The sequence below is a fragment of the Streptomyces roseofulvus genome (assembly GCF_039534915.1).
GTDB lineage: Bacteria > Actinomycetota > Actinomycetes > Streptomycetales > Streptomycetaceae > Streptomyces > Streptomyces roseofulvus.
Map to the genome: position 1 here is coordinate 2,222,889 of NZ_BAAAWE010000001.1, position 14,388 is coordinate 2,237,276.

Sequence of the window (14,388 nt, forward strand, 5' to 3'; positions counted from 1 at the left end):
GAAAATACGCGCGATGTAAGGGGCCCGCCAGCAAGGCAGGCCGTACTTAGTAAGGCCCGCCTCAGTGTGGTGACCCTTCCCTGACCTCCCGTCACGCCCCCTCACCCCACTGACAGACGGGTGACAGAAGGCGTCCACCGGCGAGTCGTCCGCCCGCCGTGGCACAGATCCAGGCGAACGGGTACCGCCGAAGAGGTGCCCGCACCGAGGAAGGGGCCCGGAGATGGTGACCACGACATGCGACACCAGGGAACGGGCGAGGGGGGCGCTGCTCGGCCTCGCCGTCGGCGACGCGCTCGGCGCCCCCGCCGAGAACATGAAGCCCTCCGAGATCCGCCGCAGGTGGGGGCGGATCGAGGGCTTCCTGACGGACCGTCCGGCGGGCACCGACGACACCGAGTACGCGATCTTCTCCGCGCTGCTGCTCGCCCGGCACGGCTCGGCGCTCACCGTCGCCCACGTCGAGCGCGCGTGGCACCGCTGGATCGCCGACCTCGACGAGGGCCCCTTCCGCGGGGCGGGCTTCTCCGAGCGCGGCACCCTGGAGAACCTCCGCCGGGGCCTGGCCGCCCCCATCTCCGCCCAGCACCGGCACGCCTGGTCGGACGGACTGGCCATGCGGGCCGCGCCCTTCGGCGTCTTCGCGGCCGGCCGACCGGCGGAGGCGGCCCGACTCGTCGCCATCGACGGCAGCGTCAGCCACGAGGGCGAGGGCATCTACGGCGGCCAGGCGGTGGCGGCGGGCGTCGCCGCGGCGATGTCCGGCGCCGGCGTCACCTCCGTGATCGCGGCGGCCCTGTCGGTGATCCCCATGGACTCCTGGACGGCCCGCTCGCTGCGCCGCGCGGTGGTCGCGGCGCAGCGCGTCCAGCCGGACCCGCTCACCCGCGAACGCCAGGTCCGCTCGGCGGTCGTCATCGGCGGCTACCCGTGGACCGACCTGGCCCCGGAGGCCGTCGGCCTCGCCTTCGGCGCCTTCGCGGCGGCCCGCGGCGACTTCCGCACGGCGGTCCTGACGGCCGTGAACATGGGCCGCGACGCCGACACCACGGCGGCGGTGGCCGGCGCGCTGGCCGGCGCGGCGGGCGGCCTCGCCGCCATCCCCGAGGAATGGGCCACCGCCATCACCCCCGTGACCGGCAGCTGCCTCCCCACCATGCGCGGCTACCACGTCCTGGACGTAGCCGACCTCCTGACCGAAGAGGACCCCCGATGAGCGCCGACCTCACCACGACCACCCCGACCACGGCCGGCGCTCCCGCACCCGCCGCGCCTGCCGGCCCCACACCGACCACGGGCGACGCTCCCGCCCCGGCCGTGGGCGGTGCTCTCCCTCCCACCGTGTCCGGCGACCCCGCACCGGCCGTGTCCGGCGACCCCGCACCGGCTGTGGGCAGGCGTTCCACAGGGCGTGGAGGTGCCCCCTCCGGGGGAGGGTGGGCACAGCCCCCCGTGCCGGGCACCGCTCCGGCGAGCGCTGCCCTTCTGGACCTCGCCCCGGTGCCGGGCACCGCCGAACGGACCACCGCGACGGGCGGCACCGGCACCGGCACCGGCACCGGCACCTGGGGCGCCCCCCAGGAGGCCCCGCGGTCCGCGCCGCCGCGCGGGGCGGACCGCGAGAAGATCGAGGGCCTCCTCCTCGGCCTCGCCGCAGGCGACGCCGCCGGCTGGCCCGCCGCCCGGCACCGCGCCGCCCGCATGCCCGAGTGGACCCGCCGCCTCACCCGCGAACTCGACACCTTCGCGGAGCAGAACGCGACGACCACCCTCCCCGTCCCCATCGCCCTGAACCAGCCCCCCGAGCCCCTCCGCCTCGGCCCCTCCGACGACGCCGAGTGGGCGGCCTTCACGGCGGAGGCGGTCCTGGCCGCCGCCGGCCCCCTGTTCGCCGCCCTCCCCCGCGAGCGCCGCCTCCGCGCCGCCGTGGACCTCGCCTGGAACCACCTCGCGGGCCAGGTCGCGGCCGCCGCCGACCGCGCCCCCGAGATCGAGTCCGCCGTCCTCCCGCTGCGCGCCCGCATCTCGGTGCGGGCCGGCCTCGGCAATCTGGCCACCGGTCTGCGGCCACCCGCCACCGGCCACGACAACCCGCACTACTTCGACGACGCCGCCTGCGTCCGGGCCGCCGTCCTCGCCGTCGTCCACCCCGGCGACCCGCGCGCCGCCGCCGAACTCGCCGAGTTCGACGCCCGGTACACCCAGGACGGCGACGGCGTGCACGGCGCCCGCGCCACCGCGGCGGCCGTCGCCGCGGCCCTCGGCGGCGCGGACGCCGAGACCGCCGTGGCCGCCGCGCTCGCCGAACTCCCGCCCGTCACCGAGATCGGCCGCAACGCCCGGCACGCCGTGAAGCTGGCCCGTACCGCCGACTCCGCCTTCGAACTGGTCCCGCTCCTGGAGCACCAGATCGTCGACCACGTCTACAGCTACGGCATCGCCGCCGCCGAGACCGTCCCCGTCGCGCTCGCGCTGACCGTCGCCGCGCGCGGCGCGATGACGGCCGCGGTCCCGGCCGCGGCCTGCCTCTCCCGGGTCGCCGACTCCGCGCCCGCCCTGGCCGGCGCGCTCACCGGCGCGCTGGGCGGCGGCCGTTCGGTCCCGGCGAGCTGGCGGGACGCCTGCCGGACGCTCTCCGGCTGCGCGCTCCCCCGGCTCGCCGGCACCGACCTCGTGGAACTCGCCGGGCTGCTGGGAACCACGGAACCGGCGCCCCCCGGTGGACAATTCCGACATGACACCCACACTGGATGACCGGATCAGCGGAAGTCTCCTCGGTGCCGCGGTGGGCGACGCCCTCGGCGGCCCCGTGGAGGGGTACACCCCCGAGCAGATCGCCGAACGCCACGGCGGCCGCGTCACCGGCGTCGTCGGCCCCTGGAACGGCGACTCCTGGCGCACCGCCCGCCCCATCGCCCCGTACCACAAGGGCGACGGACACGTCACCGACGACACCCTGATGACCCACGCGCTGATCCGGGTGTACGAGAAGGTCCGCGACCACCTCGACGCGTACGCCGTCGCGGACCACCTCGTCCCCGAACTCATGGGCACCCCGGTGTGGATCCCCGAACTGGAGGCGGAGGCCCTCCCCCTCCAGCGGATCTTCCTCGCCGAGAAGTGGATCGTCGCCCGCCTCCACTACGGGCACCACGACCCGCGCGAGGCCGGCGCCGGCAACATCGTCAACTGCGGCGCCGCGATGTACATGGCCCCGGTCGGCCTGGTCAACGCGGCCGACCCGCACGGCGCCTACGCCGAGGCGATCGACGTCGCCGGCGCCCACCAGTCCTCGTACGGCCGCGAGGCGGCGGGCGTCTTCGCGGCGGCGGTCGCGGCGGCCTGCGTCCCCGGCGCCACCCCGCGCACGGTCGTCGACACCGTCCTCGGCCTCGCCAAGGACGGCACCCGCGCCGCGATCGAGGCGGTCGCCGAAGCAGCCGACCGGCACCGCGACTTCGAGTCCGCGCTCGTACCGCTCCGCAAGGCGGTCGCCCCGTACGACTCCGTCGGCCCCGACTACCGCGCCCCCGGCCTCGGGGCCCGCCGCCCCTCCCGCCTCCACTCCATCGAGGAGCTGCCGATCGCGCTCGGCATGCTGCTGGTCGGCGAGGGCGACTACCGCCGTACGGTGCTCGGCGCGGTCAACTACGGACGCGACTGCGACTCCATCGCCACCATGGCGGGCGCGATCGCCGGCGCCCTGCACGGCGAGGCGGCCGTCCCCACGGACTGGGCGAAGCAGGTGGCGGAGGCCAGCCGCCTCGACCTGCACGCCCCGGCGCGGTCCCTGACCGCCGTGGCCCACGAGGTCTTCGCCCGCGACACCGCCCGCCGCCGCGCCGTCGAGTCCGCCCGCGCCGCCCTGACGGACCCGGCCCGGTGACGGACACCGCCGCCGTCCGCCTCACCTGGGTGCAGCCCGAGGACCTCGTCGGGCACGAGCTGCGGCTGGCGGGCGAGGACGGGCGGGACGCGCGGGAGATCGCGGCGCGCTGGTACGCGGCCGGCGGGGACCCCGCACCGCCCGCCGCCGGGGCCTCGCCCGTCCCCCGGCCGCAGCTGCGGCCGCTCGCCGAGGAGCTGCTCGACGAGCTGGCCGCCCTCCCCTCCCCGCTCGCCGCCGACGAGCCCACCGCCCTCGACGCGATCGTCACCGCCTGCCCCGACTGGCCGGCCCCGGTCCCACGGGCCGCCGAGGACCCCGCGCTCCGCGACCGCCTGCACGCCGCCTGGCTCGGGCGGGCCGCCGGGTGCCTGCTCGGGAAGCCCGTCGAGAAGCTGCCGCTCGACGCGATCCGCGCGCTCGCCCGGGCGGCCGGGAACTGGCCGCTCGACGACTGGTTCACCGCCCGCGGCGTCCCGCCGGAGCTGCTCGCGGCCCACCCGTGGAACCGGCGCTCCGCCGCCACCTCGCTCGCCGAGACCATCGACGGCATGCCCGAGGACGACGACCTCAACTACCCCCTCCTCGCCCTGCTCCTCCTCCGCCGCCACGGCCGCGGCTTCACCACCGCCGACGTGGCCCGCCTCTGGCTCGACGAACTCCCCGCCGGCCGCACCTTCACCGCCGAGCGGATCGCCTACCGCAACCTCCTCGACGGCGTCGAGCCGCCGCTGACCGCCGCCCGCCGCAACCCGTTCCGGGAGTGGATCGGCGCCCAGATCCGGGCCGACGTCCACGGCTGGACCCACCCCGGCGACCCCGCCGCGGCCGCCGCCCAGGCCCACCGGGACGCGGTCCTCAGCCACACCGGCGCCGGCGTCCACGGCGCCCTCTTCGTGGCCGCCACCGTGGCCGCCGCCGCGGGCGGCACCACCGACGTCCACGGAGCGCTCGCCGCCGGGCTCTCGGTCGTCCCGCCCCGCTCCCGGCTCGCCGAGGCCGTCCGGTACGGCATCGCCACCGCCCGCACCCCCTCCCCCTTCGAGACCGTCGTGGACCGCCTGCACACCCGGTACGGCGGGTACCACTGGGTCCATGCCGTGCCGAACACCGCGCTCCTCGCCGCCGCCCTCACCCGTGCCGACGGCGACTTCACCCGCTCGATCTGCGCGGCCGTCTCCGGCGGCTGGGACACCGACTCCAACGGCGCCACCGCCGGCTCGGTCGCCGGCCTCCTCGCCGGCCACCCGGACCGGCTGCCGGATCGCTGGACCTCCCCGCTGAAGAACCGGCTCGCCACCTCGGTGCCGGGCTTCGACGGCACCGGCTTCGACACCCTCGCCGACCTGACCCACCTGGAGGCAGTACGCCCATGACCAGCATCGTGGTGCTCGGGAGCACCAACATGGACCTCGTCGCCTACGTGACGAAGGCACCGGCGCGCGGCGAGACCGTCACCGGCCGCGCGTTCCGCACGATCCCCGGCGGCAAGGGCGCCAACCAGGCCGTCGCCGCCGCCCGCGCGGGCGGCGAGGTCGCCATGATCGGCGCGGTCGGCGCCGACGACTTCGGCTACCGGCTCCGGGACGTCCTGGAGCACTCCTCCGTCGACACCGACCTGCTCCGCACCGTCGAGGGCCCCTCCGGCACCGCCCACATCGTCGTCGACGACGAGGGCGGCAACGCGATCGTCGTCGTCCCCGGCGCCAACGCCACCGTCACCTCCCTCACCGCCGGCGACGAGGCCCTGATCGCCACCGCCCGCCTGCTCCTCCTCCAGCTGGAACTCCCCCTCTCCGTCGTCGTCGAGGGCGCCGCCCACGCCCACGCCCGCGGCGTCCGGACCGTCCTCACCCCGGCGCCGGCCCAGCCGCTGCCGCCCGAACTCTTCGACGTCACCGACCTGTTGGTGCCCAACGAGCACGAGGCCGTCGCGCTCACCGGCCGCACCGACCCGCACGCCGCCGCGCTCGCCCTCCTCGACGCGGTCCCCGAGGTGGTCGTGACCCTCGGCGCGGCCGGCTGCCTCTACGTGGCGCGCGGCGCGGAACCGCTCACCGTGCCCGCGCCCCGGGTGCGGGCCGTCGACACCACCGCCGCCGGCGACACCTTCGTCGGCGCGCTGGCCGTCGCGCTCGCCGAGGGCCTGCCGATGCCCGACGCCCTCAGCCGGGCGGGCACGGCCGCCGCGCTCTCCGTCCGGCGCGAGGGCGCCTCGATCTCGATGCCGTACCGCACCGAGATCGACGCGGCCCTCGCCACCCCCGAGTCCCTGGAGAACGATCCCGTATGACCACTCCCACCGCGCCCCCCGCCGCGAAGACCCCGCCGCTCCAGGGGCTGCGGGTCCTCGATCTGGCGACGCTCTTCGCCGGGCCGCTGGCCGCCATGATGCTCGGCGACTTCGGTGCCGACGTCGTGAAGGTCGAGCACCCCCGCAAGCCCGACCCGTCCCGGGGCCACGGCCCCGCCAAGGACGGGGTGGGCCTGTGGTGGAAGGTCCTGGGCCGCAACAAGCGGAACGTCACCCTCGACCTGTCCACCCCCGGCGGCCGGGACGCCCTGCTCCGGCTGGCCGCCGACGCCGACGTGATCGTGGAGAACTTCCGCCCGGGCACCCTGGAGCGCTGGGGTCTCGGCTGGGAGGAGCTGTCCACGGTCAACCCGCGGCTCGTCCTCGCCCGGGTCACCGGCTTCGGCCAGTTCGGCCCGTACGCCCACCGCCCCGGCTTCGGCACCCTCGCCGAGGCCATGAGCGGCTTCGCCGCGATCACCGGCGAGCCGGACGGACCGCCGACCCTGCCCCCCTTCGGCCTCGCCGACTCGGTAGCCGCCCTCGCCACCGCGTACGCGGTGATGACCGCGCTCGCCGCGAGGACGACCACCGGCCACGGCCAGGTCGTGGACATGGCCATCATCGAACCGATGCTCTCCGTCATCGGACCCCACCCCCTCTGGTACGACCAGCTCGGCTACGTCCAGCCGCGCACCGGCAACCGCTCCCGCAACAACGCCCCCCGCAACACCTACCGGACCTCCGACGGCTCCTGGGTGGCCGTCTCCACCTCGGCGCAGTCCATCGCCGAGCGCGTGATGCGCCTGGTGGACCGCGCCGAGCTGATCGACGAGCCGTGGTTCGCCGACGGCACGGGCCGGGCCGCCCACGCCGACGTCCTCGACGAGGCGGTCGGCTCGTGGATCGCCCGCCACACCCGCGACGAGGCCATGGCCGCCTTCGAGAAGGCGGAGGCGGCGATCGCCCCCGTCTACGACGTCCGGGACGTCCTCGCCGACCCCCAGTACCAGGCGCTCGGCACGGTCACCGAGGTCCCCGATCCGGAGCTGGGCCCGATCCGGATGCAGAACGTGCTCTTCCGGCTCTCCGAGACCCCTGGCGGCATCCGCTGGGCCGGCCGCCCGCACGGCGCCGACACCGACGAGGTCCTGACGGCGGCCGGCCTCACCCCCGCCGAGATCGGCGCCCTGCGCGCGCAGGGGGCGGTATGAGCGCCCCCGGCGCCGTGAACGGCCGTCGGCCCCGCGGCCGGCCCCCGCTCACCTGGCTGTACGCCCCCGGCGACCGCCCGGAGGTGGTCCGCAAGGCGCTCGGCTCCGGCGCCGACGTGGTCATCGTGGACCTGGAGGACGCGGTCGCCCCGGACCGCAAGGCGTACGCCCTCGCCGCCACCGTCGATCTGCTCTCCGACGCCCACCCGGTCCCGGTGCACGTCCGCATCCACACCCCGCGCGACATCCCCGTCCTGGCCTCCCTCCCCGGCCTCGGCGGTCTCCGTGTCCCCAAGGTGACACACGCCACTGACATCCACCGGATCAGCGAGCTCGCCCCCGGCCTCCCGCTCTACCCGCTCCTGGAGAGCGCGCTGGCCGTGGAGCACGCGTACGCCATCGCCACCGCCCACCCGGCCGTCCGCGGCCTGTCCCTCGGCGAGGCCGACCTCCGGGCCGACCTGGGGGTGCGGGACGACAGCGGTCTCGACTGGCCGCGCAGCCGGATCGTGGTCGCCGCCCGGGCGGCCGCGCTGCCGCCGCCGGTCCAGTCGGTCCACGCGGACGTCGCCGACCTCGACGCGCTCGCCGCCGGCTGCGCCCGGGGCCGGGCGCTGGGCTTCCTCGGCCGGGCCGCGATCCACCCCCGGCAGCTGCCGGTCATCGAGCGGGCCTATCTGCCGACCCCGCAGGAGGTCGACGCGGCCCGCGAGGTGGTGGCGGCCGCCACGGCCGACCGGGGCGCGCTGGCGCTGGCGGACGGCCGGTTCGTGGACGCGGCGGTGGTGGCGGGCGCCCACCGGGTCCTCGCCCTCGCGGAGAGCATCGGCTGATCCGCGCCCGGGCACGCGCGAGGGCCGCCGGAACCTCTCGGTCCCGGCGGCCCTCGTCGCGGTACGGAAGGGGGTGTCAGCCCTTGGCGGCCGACCCGGCGCCGTTCCCGGCCCCGTTCTCCGCGTTCTCCGCGGTCTCCGCCGTGTCGGAGTCGCCGGAGTCCTCGGCGGCCTCCGGAGCGGCCTCCGCCTCCCCGGCGCCGTCGGCGTCGTCCGTCTTCTCCGTGTCCACCGGCTTGCGGGAGCGCGGCTCCACGATCTCCTCGCGGCCCGGGCGCATCCGCGCCGAGAGGACCATGTAGAGGACGGCGAGCAGGAAGACGACGATCGCGGTCCACACGTTGAGGCGGAGGCCGAGGATGTGGTGCGCCTCGTCGACCCGCATGTACTCGATCCAGCCGCGGCCGGCGCAGTAGGCGGCCACGTACAGGGCGAAGGCGCGGCCGTGGCCGAGCGTGAAGCGGCGGTCGGCCCAGATGACGAGGAGGGCGACGCCCACGCACCAGAGCGACTCGTAGAGGAAGGTCGGGTGGTAGAGCCCGGCCTCGCGGTTGGCGCTCTCGGTGATCTTCAGCGCCCACGGCAGGTCGGTCGGCTTGCCGTACAGCTCCTGGTTGAACCAGTTGCCCCAGCGGCCGATGGCCTGGGCGAGGGCGATGCCGGGGGCGATGGCGTCCGCGTAGGCGGGCAGCGGGATGCCCCGGCGGCGGCAGCCGATCCAGGCGCCGACGGCGCCGAAGGCGATGGCGCCCCAGATGCCGAGGCCGCCCTCCCAGATCTTGAAGGCGTCGACCCAGTTCTCACCCTCGCTGAAGTACAGCTGGTAGTCGGTGATCACGTGGTAGAGGCGTCCGCCGACGAGGCCGAAGGGCACCGCCCAGACGGCGATGTCGGCCACGGTGCCGGCGGTGCCGCCCCGGGCGATCCAGCGCTTGTTGCCGAGCCAGACGGCGACGAAGACACCGAGGATGATGCAGAAGGCGTAGCCGCGCAGCGGGATCGGTCCGAGGTGGAGGACACCGGTCGACGGGCTGGGAATGTAGGCAAGGTCCATGGCAGGTCCGACGCTACCCTGCCGGGCGGGCGGACCGGCAGCCCACCCGGCAACGTCTGAATAACTAACCCGCCGGCACTACCCCGCCGAGGGGGAGGCCGTGCCCGGCTTCTTGCCCTTGTTGGCCTCGGCGACCCACTTCTTCAGGTTCTCCGGCGAGATCTGCTCGCCGCCCTTGGTCGGGAAGATCGATTCTCCGTTGAGCAGCACGGAGGGGGTGCCGCGGAAGCCGCCGGCCTGGAAGGCGTCGTTGGACTTCTCGACCCAGCTGTCGTGCGTGCCGTCCTCGACGCAGGAGCGGAACGCCGGGGTGTCGAGGCCGGGGACCTTGGCGGCCAGCTCGATCAGCTTGTCGTTCTTGCCGAAGGCGTCGTCGGTCTCCTGCGGCTGGTTGATGTAGAGCGTGTCGTGGTACGCGGTGAACTTGCCGGCGTCCTGGGCGCAGGCGGCCGCGTTCGCCGCGCGCAGCGAGCCGCTGCCGCCCATGTTGCCGTCGATGAGGGTGGCGAGGTGGTACTCGGCCTTGAGCGCGCCGCCGGCCTCCAGCTCGTGGATGGTGTCCCGCATGACGTTCTCGAACTGGGCGCACGCGGGGCAGCGGAAGTCCTCCCAGATCTGGAGGGTGGACGGGGCGTCCGCCGCGCCGGTGGGGATGGCCGGCTTGTCGCCCTCGATCGCGCCGGTGGGGGCGACGACGGGCCCGGCCTTGGCCGAGTCGCTGTCCTTGCCGCTGTTGGCGGCGATCACGCCGACGACGGCGGCGAGGCCGAGGACACCGACCACTCCCGCCGTCACGATCAGGACCCGGCGCTGCTTCTCGCGGGCCTTCTCGCGCTCACGCTGCTGCTGCAGGCGCTCCCGCGCGCTCTTGTTGCTACCGTCACGGTTCTTCTCGCTCACGCCCACAGCAACGAACCGGGGAGGCGCGTCCGCGCCTCCCCGGTCCGATATCCACCCGAATGGGCTACGTCCGCTACGGGGTGCGGCGCACGCCCTCGGCGAGTTCGGCCGCCAGTTCCTTTACGGCGGCGAGTCCGGCGGCCTCGTCGCCGTCGGCGTCGAGGATCCGCTGGACGAAGGCCGAGCCGACGATGACGCCGTCGGCGAAGGCGGCGACCTCGCGGGCCTGGTCGGCGTTGGAGACGCCGAGGCCGACGCAGACCGGGATCTTCGCGGTCACGCGGGTGCGGCGGACCAGCTCGGCGGCCTGCTCGCCGACCGAGGCGCGGGTGCCGGTGACGCCCATCAGGGAGGCGGCGTAGACGAAGCCGGATCCGGCGGCGGTGATGGTGGCGAGCCGCTCGTCCTTGCTGCTGGGGGCGACGACGAAGACGGTGGCGAGGCCGTGCCGCTCCGCGTGCTCCCGCCACAGGGCGGACTCCTGGACCGGCAGGTCGGGCAGGATGCAGCCGGCGCCGCCGGCCGCCGCGAGCTCCTCGGTGAAGCGCTCGACGCCGTACCGGTCGATCGGGTTCCAGTAGGTCATCACGAGGACCGGCTTGCCGGTGGCCTCGTGGGCCTCCTTCACGGTCCGCATGACGTCGGCGATCCGGACGCCGCCGCGCAGGGCGATGTCGTCGGCGGTCTGGATGACGGGGCCGTCCAGGACCGGGTCGCTGTGCGGGAGGCCGACCTCGACGATGTCGGCGCCGCCGTCGAAGGCGGCCTTGATCGCCTTGATGCCGCCGTCCACGGTCGGGAAGCCGGCCGGGAGGTAGGCGATGAGCGCGGCCCGGTCCTCGGACTTCGCGCGCTCCAGGGTGTCGGCGAGCAGCTGGATGTTCCCGGTCGTCACTTCGAACCCTCCTCGTCGTACAGGCCGAAGTAGCGGGCGGCCGTGTCCATGTCCTTGTCGCCGCGGCCGGAGAGGTTCACGACGAGGAGCGCGTCCTTGCCGAGCTCCTTGCCGACCTCCAGGGCCCCGGCGAGGGCGTGGGCCGACTCGATGGCCGGGATGATGCCCTCGGTACGGGAGAGCAGCCGCAGGGCCTGCATGGCGGCGTCGTCGGTGACGGCCCGGTACTCGCCGCGGCCGCTGTCCTTGAGGTAGGCGTGCTCGGGGCCGATGCCGGGGTAGTCGAGGCCGGCCGAGATCGAGTACGGCTCGGTGATCTGGCCCTCGTCGTCCTGGAGGACGTACGACCGGGAGCCGTGCAGGATGCCGGGCTCGCCGGCGGTGAGGGTGGCCGCGTGCTCGCCGGTCTCGACGCCGTGGCCGGCCGGCTCGCAGCCGATGAGCCGGACGGAGGCGTCGGGCAGGAAGGCGTGGAACAGGCCGATCGCGTTCGACCCGCCGCCGACGCAGGCGATGGCCGCGTCGGGGAGGCGGCCGGCGCGCTCCAGGAGCTGGCGGCGGGCCTCGACGCCGATGACCCGGTGGAAGTCGCGGACCATCGCGGGGAAGGGGTGCGGTCCGGCGACGGTGCCGAAGAGGTAGTGGGTGCGGTCGACGTTGGCGACCCAGTCGCGGAACGCCTCGTTGATGGCGTCCTTGAGGGTGCGGCTGCCGGACTTCACCGCGATGACCTCGGCGCCGAGCATCCGCATCCGGGCCACGTTGAGGGCCTGGCGCTGGGTGTCGACCTCGCCCATGTAGATGGTGCAGTCGAGGCCGAAGAGGGCGCAGGCGGTGGCGGTGGCGACGCCGTGCTGGCCGGCGCCGGTCTCGGCGATCACCCGGGTCTTGCCCATGCGCTTGGTGAGCAGGGCCTGGCCGAGCACGTTGTTGATCTTGTGCGAGCCGGTGTGGTTGAGGTCCTCGCGCTTGAGGAAGATCCGGGCGCCGCCGGCGTGCTCGGCGAACCGGGGCACCTCGGTGAGGGCGCTGGGGCGGCCGGTGTAGTTCGCCATGAGGTCGCCGAGCTCGCGGGCGAACTCGGGGTCGTTCTTGGCCTTCTCGTACTCGACGGCGACCTCGTCGACGGCGGCGACGAGGGCCTCGGGGATGAACTTGCCGCCGAAGGCGCCGAAGTAGCCCTCGGGCGACGGGACCTGACCCTCCGGGTCCGGGATGAAGAACTCGCTGGTCATGCGGATGCTGCTCCTCGCGGGGCGATGCGGTCGTGAAAAGGACGTGACTCGCTTCGTACACGCGCGTGCGCCTGCGGCTACGGCTGCCGCCGCCGTTTCGTTGTGGGCAATCGTTCCGCCGGGGCGGAACGGGTGGGCACAACGGAACGGCACCTCTGGCGGTGCCTCCGCGCCCCGAGCCTGGGCCCGCACCCGTACGGAGCCGTACAGCAGGTGCGGGTTCAGGCGCGGGAAGCCTTGGCCCGGCAGGGGGCGCCGTCCCTGTGCCCACCCGTCCCGCCCTTGCGGGACGTATGCCCACAGGGACGGCGGGGCGCAGCCCGCAGAGGGAGGTGCGTCAGAGGGACGCGCGTGTGAGGCGGGCGCGCCATCGGAGGCCCGGGACCGTGCCCGGCTCCGCGCCGATGCAGTGGCGGACCCGGCGTCCGTGGACCCGGCGGGCCGGCGCCCGGCAGCCCCGCGGCCGGCAGCCGCGGGCGAGCCGCGCGTGGGCCGGGACGGCGACCGCGCGCAGGCCGACGGGCCCCTGGGCCAGGGAGCCCGGGGCGGTCGGCACGGCGGCGCGGCGAGGGGTCATGGCGCGGCCGTCAGCTCCGGCCGTGCCGCAGGGCCGGGTGCGCGCCGGCGGCGACGAGGTCGGCGACGGCGGTCTTCGGGTCGCGGCCGGTGACCAGGGACTCGCCGACCAGGACCGCGTCGGCGCCGGCGTTGGCGTACGCGATGAGGTCGTGCGGGCCGCGGACGCCGGACTCGGCGACCTTGACGATGCCGGCCGGGATCTCGGGGGCGACGCGCTCGAAGGTGGAGCGGTCGACCTGGAGGGTCTTGAGGTTGCGGGCGTTGACGCCGATGATCCGGGCGCCGGCGGCGACCGCGCGCTCGACCTCCTCCTCGTCGTGGACCTCGACGAGCGGGGTGAGCCCGATGGACTCGGCGCGCTCGATGAGGGAGACGAGGGCCTCCTGCTCCAGGGCCGCGACGATCAGGAGCGCGAGGTCGGCTCCGTACGCCCGGGCCTCCCAGAGCTGGTAGGCGGTGACGATGAAGTCCTTGCGCAGGACCGGGATGTCGACCCGGGCGCGCACGGCCTCCAGGTCGGCGAGCGAGCCGCCGAAGCGGCGCTGCTCGGTGAGGACGGAGATGACGGCGGCGCCGCCCGCCTCGTAGTCGGCGGCGAGTCCCGCCGGGTCGGCGATGGCCGCGAGTGCTCCCTTGGACGGGCTGGAGCGCTTGACCTCGCAGATCACGGTGACGCCGTCGCCGCGCAGCGCGGCGACCCCGTCCTTGGCCTGCGGGGCCTTGGCGGCCCGCTCCTTGAGCTCGTCGAGGGAGACCCGCGCCTGCCGCTCTGCGAGGTCGGCGCGCACGCCTTCGATGATCTCGTCGAGCACACTCACGCGAGAGGCCCCCTTCCGGGACGGTGACGGTTCCACGGAACCTGATGAACAGGGTTCAGCCATGTCCGATGGTATCCGCAGGAGGCCGTCTGATCCGCATCGAGCGGCGCGGTGTCCCAATCCCTGGGACTTCAGGGGGCCAGCGCGGAGCCGACCGGAAGGTTCCGTACCACCGCGAACAGCGCGGTCAGCGCGCCGAGCGCCCACCACCAGGCGGGCCGCACGGTGATCCGGGTCGGCGTGCCGCGGACGGCGTGAACCAGCCACACGGCCATGAGGACCGCGCAGACGGCGTACCCGGCGACGGCGAGCGCGTTGGCGCCGAGGGCGGCGGCGAGGTCGCCGTGGGCGGCGGCGTGGGCGCTGCGCAGGCCGCCGCAGCCGGGGCAGTACAGGCCGGTGAAGCGGAGCAGCGGGCAGACCGGGTAGTGGCCGGGTTCGTTGGGGTCGACGAGGCCGACGTAGGTGAAGGCGGCGGCGGTGCCGGCGAGGGTGGCGAGCGGGGCGAGCAGCCGCCGGCCGAGCGGGCGGCGCCGGAACTCCTCGGCCTCGGTGAGCGGGGTCGGCGGGGCGGGCGGGGTCGTCTGGGGGGCTGGCTCGGCGGTCACGCGGTGATTGTCGCCCGGGAGGCGCCGGGACGCACGACGGCGCAGTCCGGCGGTGCCGGACTGCGCCGTTCGT

At 75.3% G+C, this 14,388-nt stretch carries 14 protein-coding genes; 7 read left to right on the top strand and 7 right to left on the bottom strand.

Going from position 1 to position 14,388, the window contains the following annotated elements:
- Positions 1–223: 223 nt before the first annotated feature.
- Genes ABFY03_RS10215 through ABFY03_RS10245 form a run of 7 tightly spaced genes read left to right on the top strand, consistent with a single transcriptional unit; the run spans position 224 to position 8,226 of the window.
- A complete protein-coding gene (locus ABFY03_RS10215) occupies positions 224–1,216 on the top strand; it encodes an ADP-ribosylglycohydrolase family protein (RefSeq protein WP_319013783.1) in 993 nt (330 codons plus the stop codon).
- A complete protein-coding gene (locus tag ABFY03_RS10220) occupies positions 1,213–2,754 on the top strand; it encodes an ADP-ribosylglycohydrolase family protein (RefSeq protein WP_428838189.1) in 1,542 nt (513 codons plus the stop codon). Before ABFY03_RS10215 ends, ABFY03_RS10220 begins: the two co-directional genes overlap by 4 nt.
- Positions 2,735–3,886, top strand: coding sequence for an ADP-ribosylglycohydrolase family protein (locus ABFY03_RS10225; protein WP_319013781.1), 1,152 nt, complete (start codon positions 2,735–2,737; stop codon positions 3,884–3,886). Before ABFY03_RS10220 ends, ABFY03_RS10225 begins: the two co-directional genes overlap by 20 nt.
- Positions 3,883–5,262, top strand: coding sequence for an ADP-ribosylglycohydrolase family protein (locus ABFY03_RS10230; RefSeq protein ID WP_346169736.1), 1,380 nt, complete (start codon positions 3,883–3,885; stop codon positions 5,260–5,262). Before ABFY03_RS10225 ends, ABFY03_RS10230 begins: the two co-directional genes overlap by 4 nt.
- A complete protein-coding gene (gene rbsK, locus ABFY03_RS10235) occupies positions 5,259–6,179 on the top strand; it encodes a ribokinase (protein WP_346169737.1) in 921 nt (306 codons plus the stop codon). The genes ABFY03_RS10230 and rbsK overlap by 4 nt, the downstream gene beginning before the upstream one ends.
- On the top strand, positions 6,176–7,393 hold the full coding sequence (locus ABFY03_RS10240; RefSeq protein WP_346169738.1) for a CaiB/BaiF CoA transferase family protein: 1,218 nt from the start codon (positions 6,176–6,178) through the stop codon (positions 7,391–7,393). The genes rbsK and ABFY03_RS10240 overlap by 4 nt, the downstream gene beginning before the upstream one ends.
- Positions 7,390–8,226 carry an HpcH/HpaI aldolase/citrate lyase family protein gene (locus ABFY03_RS10245; RefSeq protein WP_346169739.1) on the top strand — a complete coding sequence of 279 codons (837 nt, stop codon included), beginning with the start codon at positions 7,390–7,392 and terminating at the stop codon, positions 8,224–8,226. Before ABFY03_RS10240 ends, ABFY03_RS10245 begins: the two co-directional genes overlap by 4 nt.
- A 76-nt stretch (positions 8,227–8,302) precedes the next feature.
- Here ABFY03_RS10245 and lgt read toward each other — a convergent pair whose 3' ends face one another.
- The 7 genes from lgt to ABFY03_RS10280 all read right to left on the bottom strand — a co-directional run bounded on the left by lgt (position 8,303) and on the right by ABFY03_RS10280 (position 14,315).
- Positions 8,303–9,280 (bottom strand): prolipoprotein diacylglyceryl transferase, encoded by a 978-nt coding sequence (gene lgt, locus ABFY03_RS10250; protein ID WP_319013776.1) that lies wholly within the window; start codon positions 9,278–9,280, stop codon positions 8,303–8,305.
- A 78-nt stretch (positions 9,281–9,358) separates the two neighbouring features.
- Positions 9,359–10,180, bottom strand: coding sequence for a DsbA family protein (locus ABFY03_RS10255; RefSeq protein ID WP_319013775.1), 822 nt, complete (start codon positions 10,178–10,180; stop codon positions 9,359–9,361).
- A gap of 73 nt (positions 10,181–10,253) precedes the next feature.
- Positions 10,254–11,075: a tryptophan synthase subunit alpha gene (gene trpA / locus ABFY03_RS10260; RefSeq protein ID WP_319013774.1), complete on the bottom strand. Its 822-nt coding sequence runs from the start codon at positions 11,073–11,075 to the stop codon at positions 10,254–10,256.
- A complete protein-coding gene (gene trpB, locus ABFY03_RS10265) occupies positions 11,072–12,310 on the bottom strand; it encodes a tryptophan synthase subunit beta (protein ID WP_319013773.1) in 1,239 nt (412 codons plus the stop codon). The genes trpA and trpB overlap by 4 nt, the downstream gene beginning before the upstream one ends.
- 337 nt (positions 12,311–12,647) lie before the next feature.
- Complete coding sequence (trpM, locus tag ABFY03_RS10270; RefSeq protein ID WP_319013772.1) at positions 12,648–12,887, bottom strand: tryptophan biosynthesis modulator TrpM; 240 nt, start codon at positions 12,885–12,887, stop codon at positions 12,648–12,650.
- 10 nt (positions 12,888–12,897) lie between these two features.
- Positions 12,898–13,707 carry an indole-3-glycerol phosphate synthase TrpC gene (gene trpC, locus ABFY03_RS10275; protein ID WP_319013771.1) on the bottom strand — a complete coding sequence of 270 codons (810 nt, stop codon included), beginning with the start codon at positions 13,705–13,707 and terminating at the stop codon, positions 12,898–12,900.
- A 131-nt stretch (positions 13,708–13,838) separates the two neighbouring features.
- The gene (locus tag ABFY03_RS10280) at positions 13,839–14,315 is read right to left on the bottom strand and encodes a DUF2752 domain-containing protein (RefSeq protein WP_428838190.1); all 477 of its coding nucleotides are present in this window, start codon (positions 14,313–14,315) and stop codon (positions 13,839–13,841) included.
- Between the last annotated feature and the right edge of the window lie 73 nt (positions 14,316–14,388).

What these genes read in the sequence shown, in the direction of transcription:
- ABFY03_RS10215 (WP_319013783.1), top strand. Translation starts at nt 224, where the DNA reads ATGGTGACCACGACATGCGACACCAGGGAACGGGCGAGGGGGGCGCTG.
- ABFY03_RS10220 (WP_428838189.1), top strand. Translation starts at nt 1,213, where the DNA reads ATGAGCGCCGACCTCACCACGACCACCCCGACCACGGCCGGCGCTCCC.
- ABFY03_RS10225 (WP_319013781.1), top strand. Translation starts at nt 2,735, where the DNA reads ATGACACCCACACTGGATGACCGGATCAGCGGAAGTCTCCTCGGTGCC.
- rbsK (WP_346169737.1), top strand. Translation starts at nt 5,259, where the DNA reads ATGACCAGCATCGTGGTGCTCGGGAGCACCAACATGGACCTCGTCGCC.
- ABFY03_RS10240 (WP_346169738.1), top strand. Translation starts at nt 6,176, where the DNA reads ATGACCACTCCCACCGCGCCCCCCGCCGCGAAGACCCCGCCGCTCCAG.
- ABFY03_RS10245 (WP_346169739.1), top strand. Translation starts at nt 7,390, where the DNA reads ATGAGCGCCCCCGGCGCCGTGAACGGCCGTCGGCCCCGCGGCCGGCCC.
- lgt (WP_319013776.1), bottom strand. Translation starts at nt 9,280, where the DNA reads ATGGACCTTGCCTACATTCCCAGCCCGTCGACCGGTGTCCTCCACCTC.
- trpB (WP_319013773.1), bottom strand. Translation starts at nt 12,310, where the DNA reads ATGACCAGCGAGTTCTTCATCCCGGACCCGGAGGGTCAGGTCCCGTCG.
- trpM (WP_319013772.1), bottom strand. Translation starts at nt 12,887, where the DNA reads ATGACCCCTCGCCGCGCCGCCGTGCCGACCGCCCCGGGCTCCCTGGCC.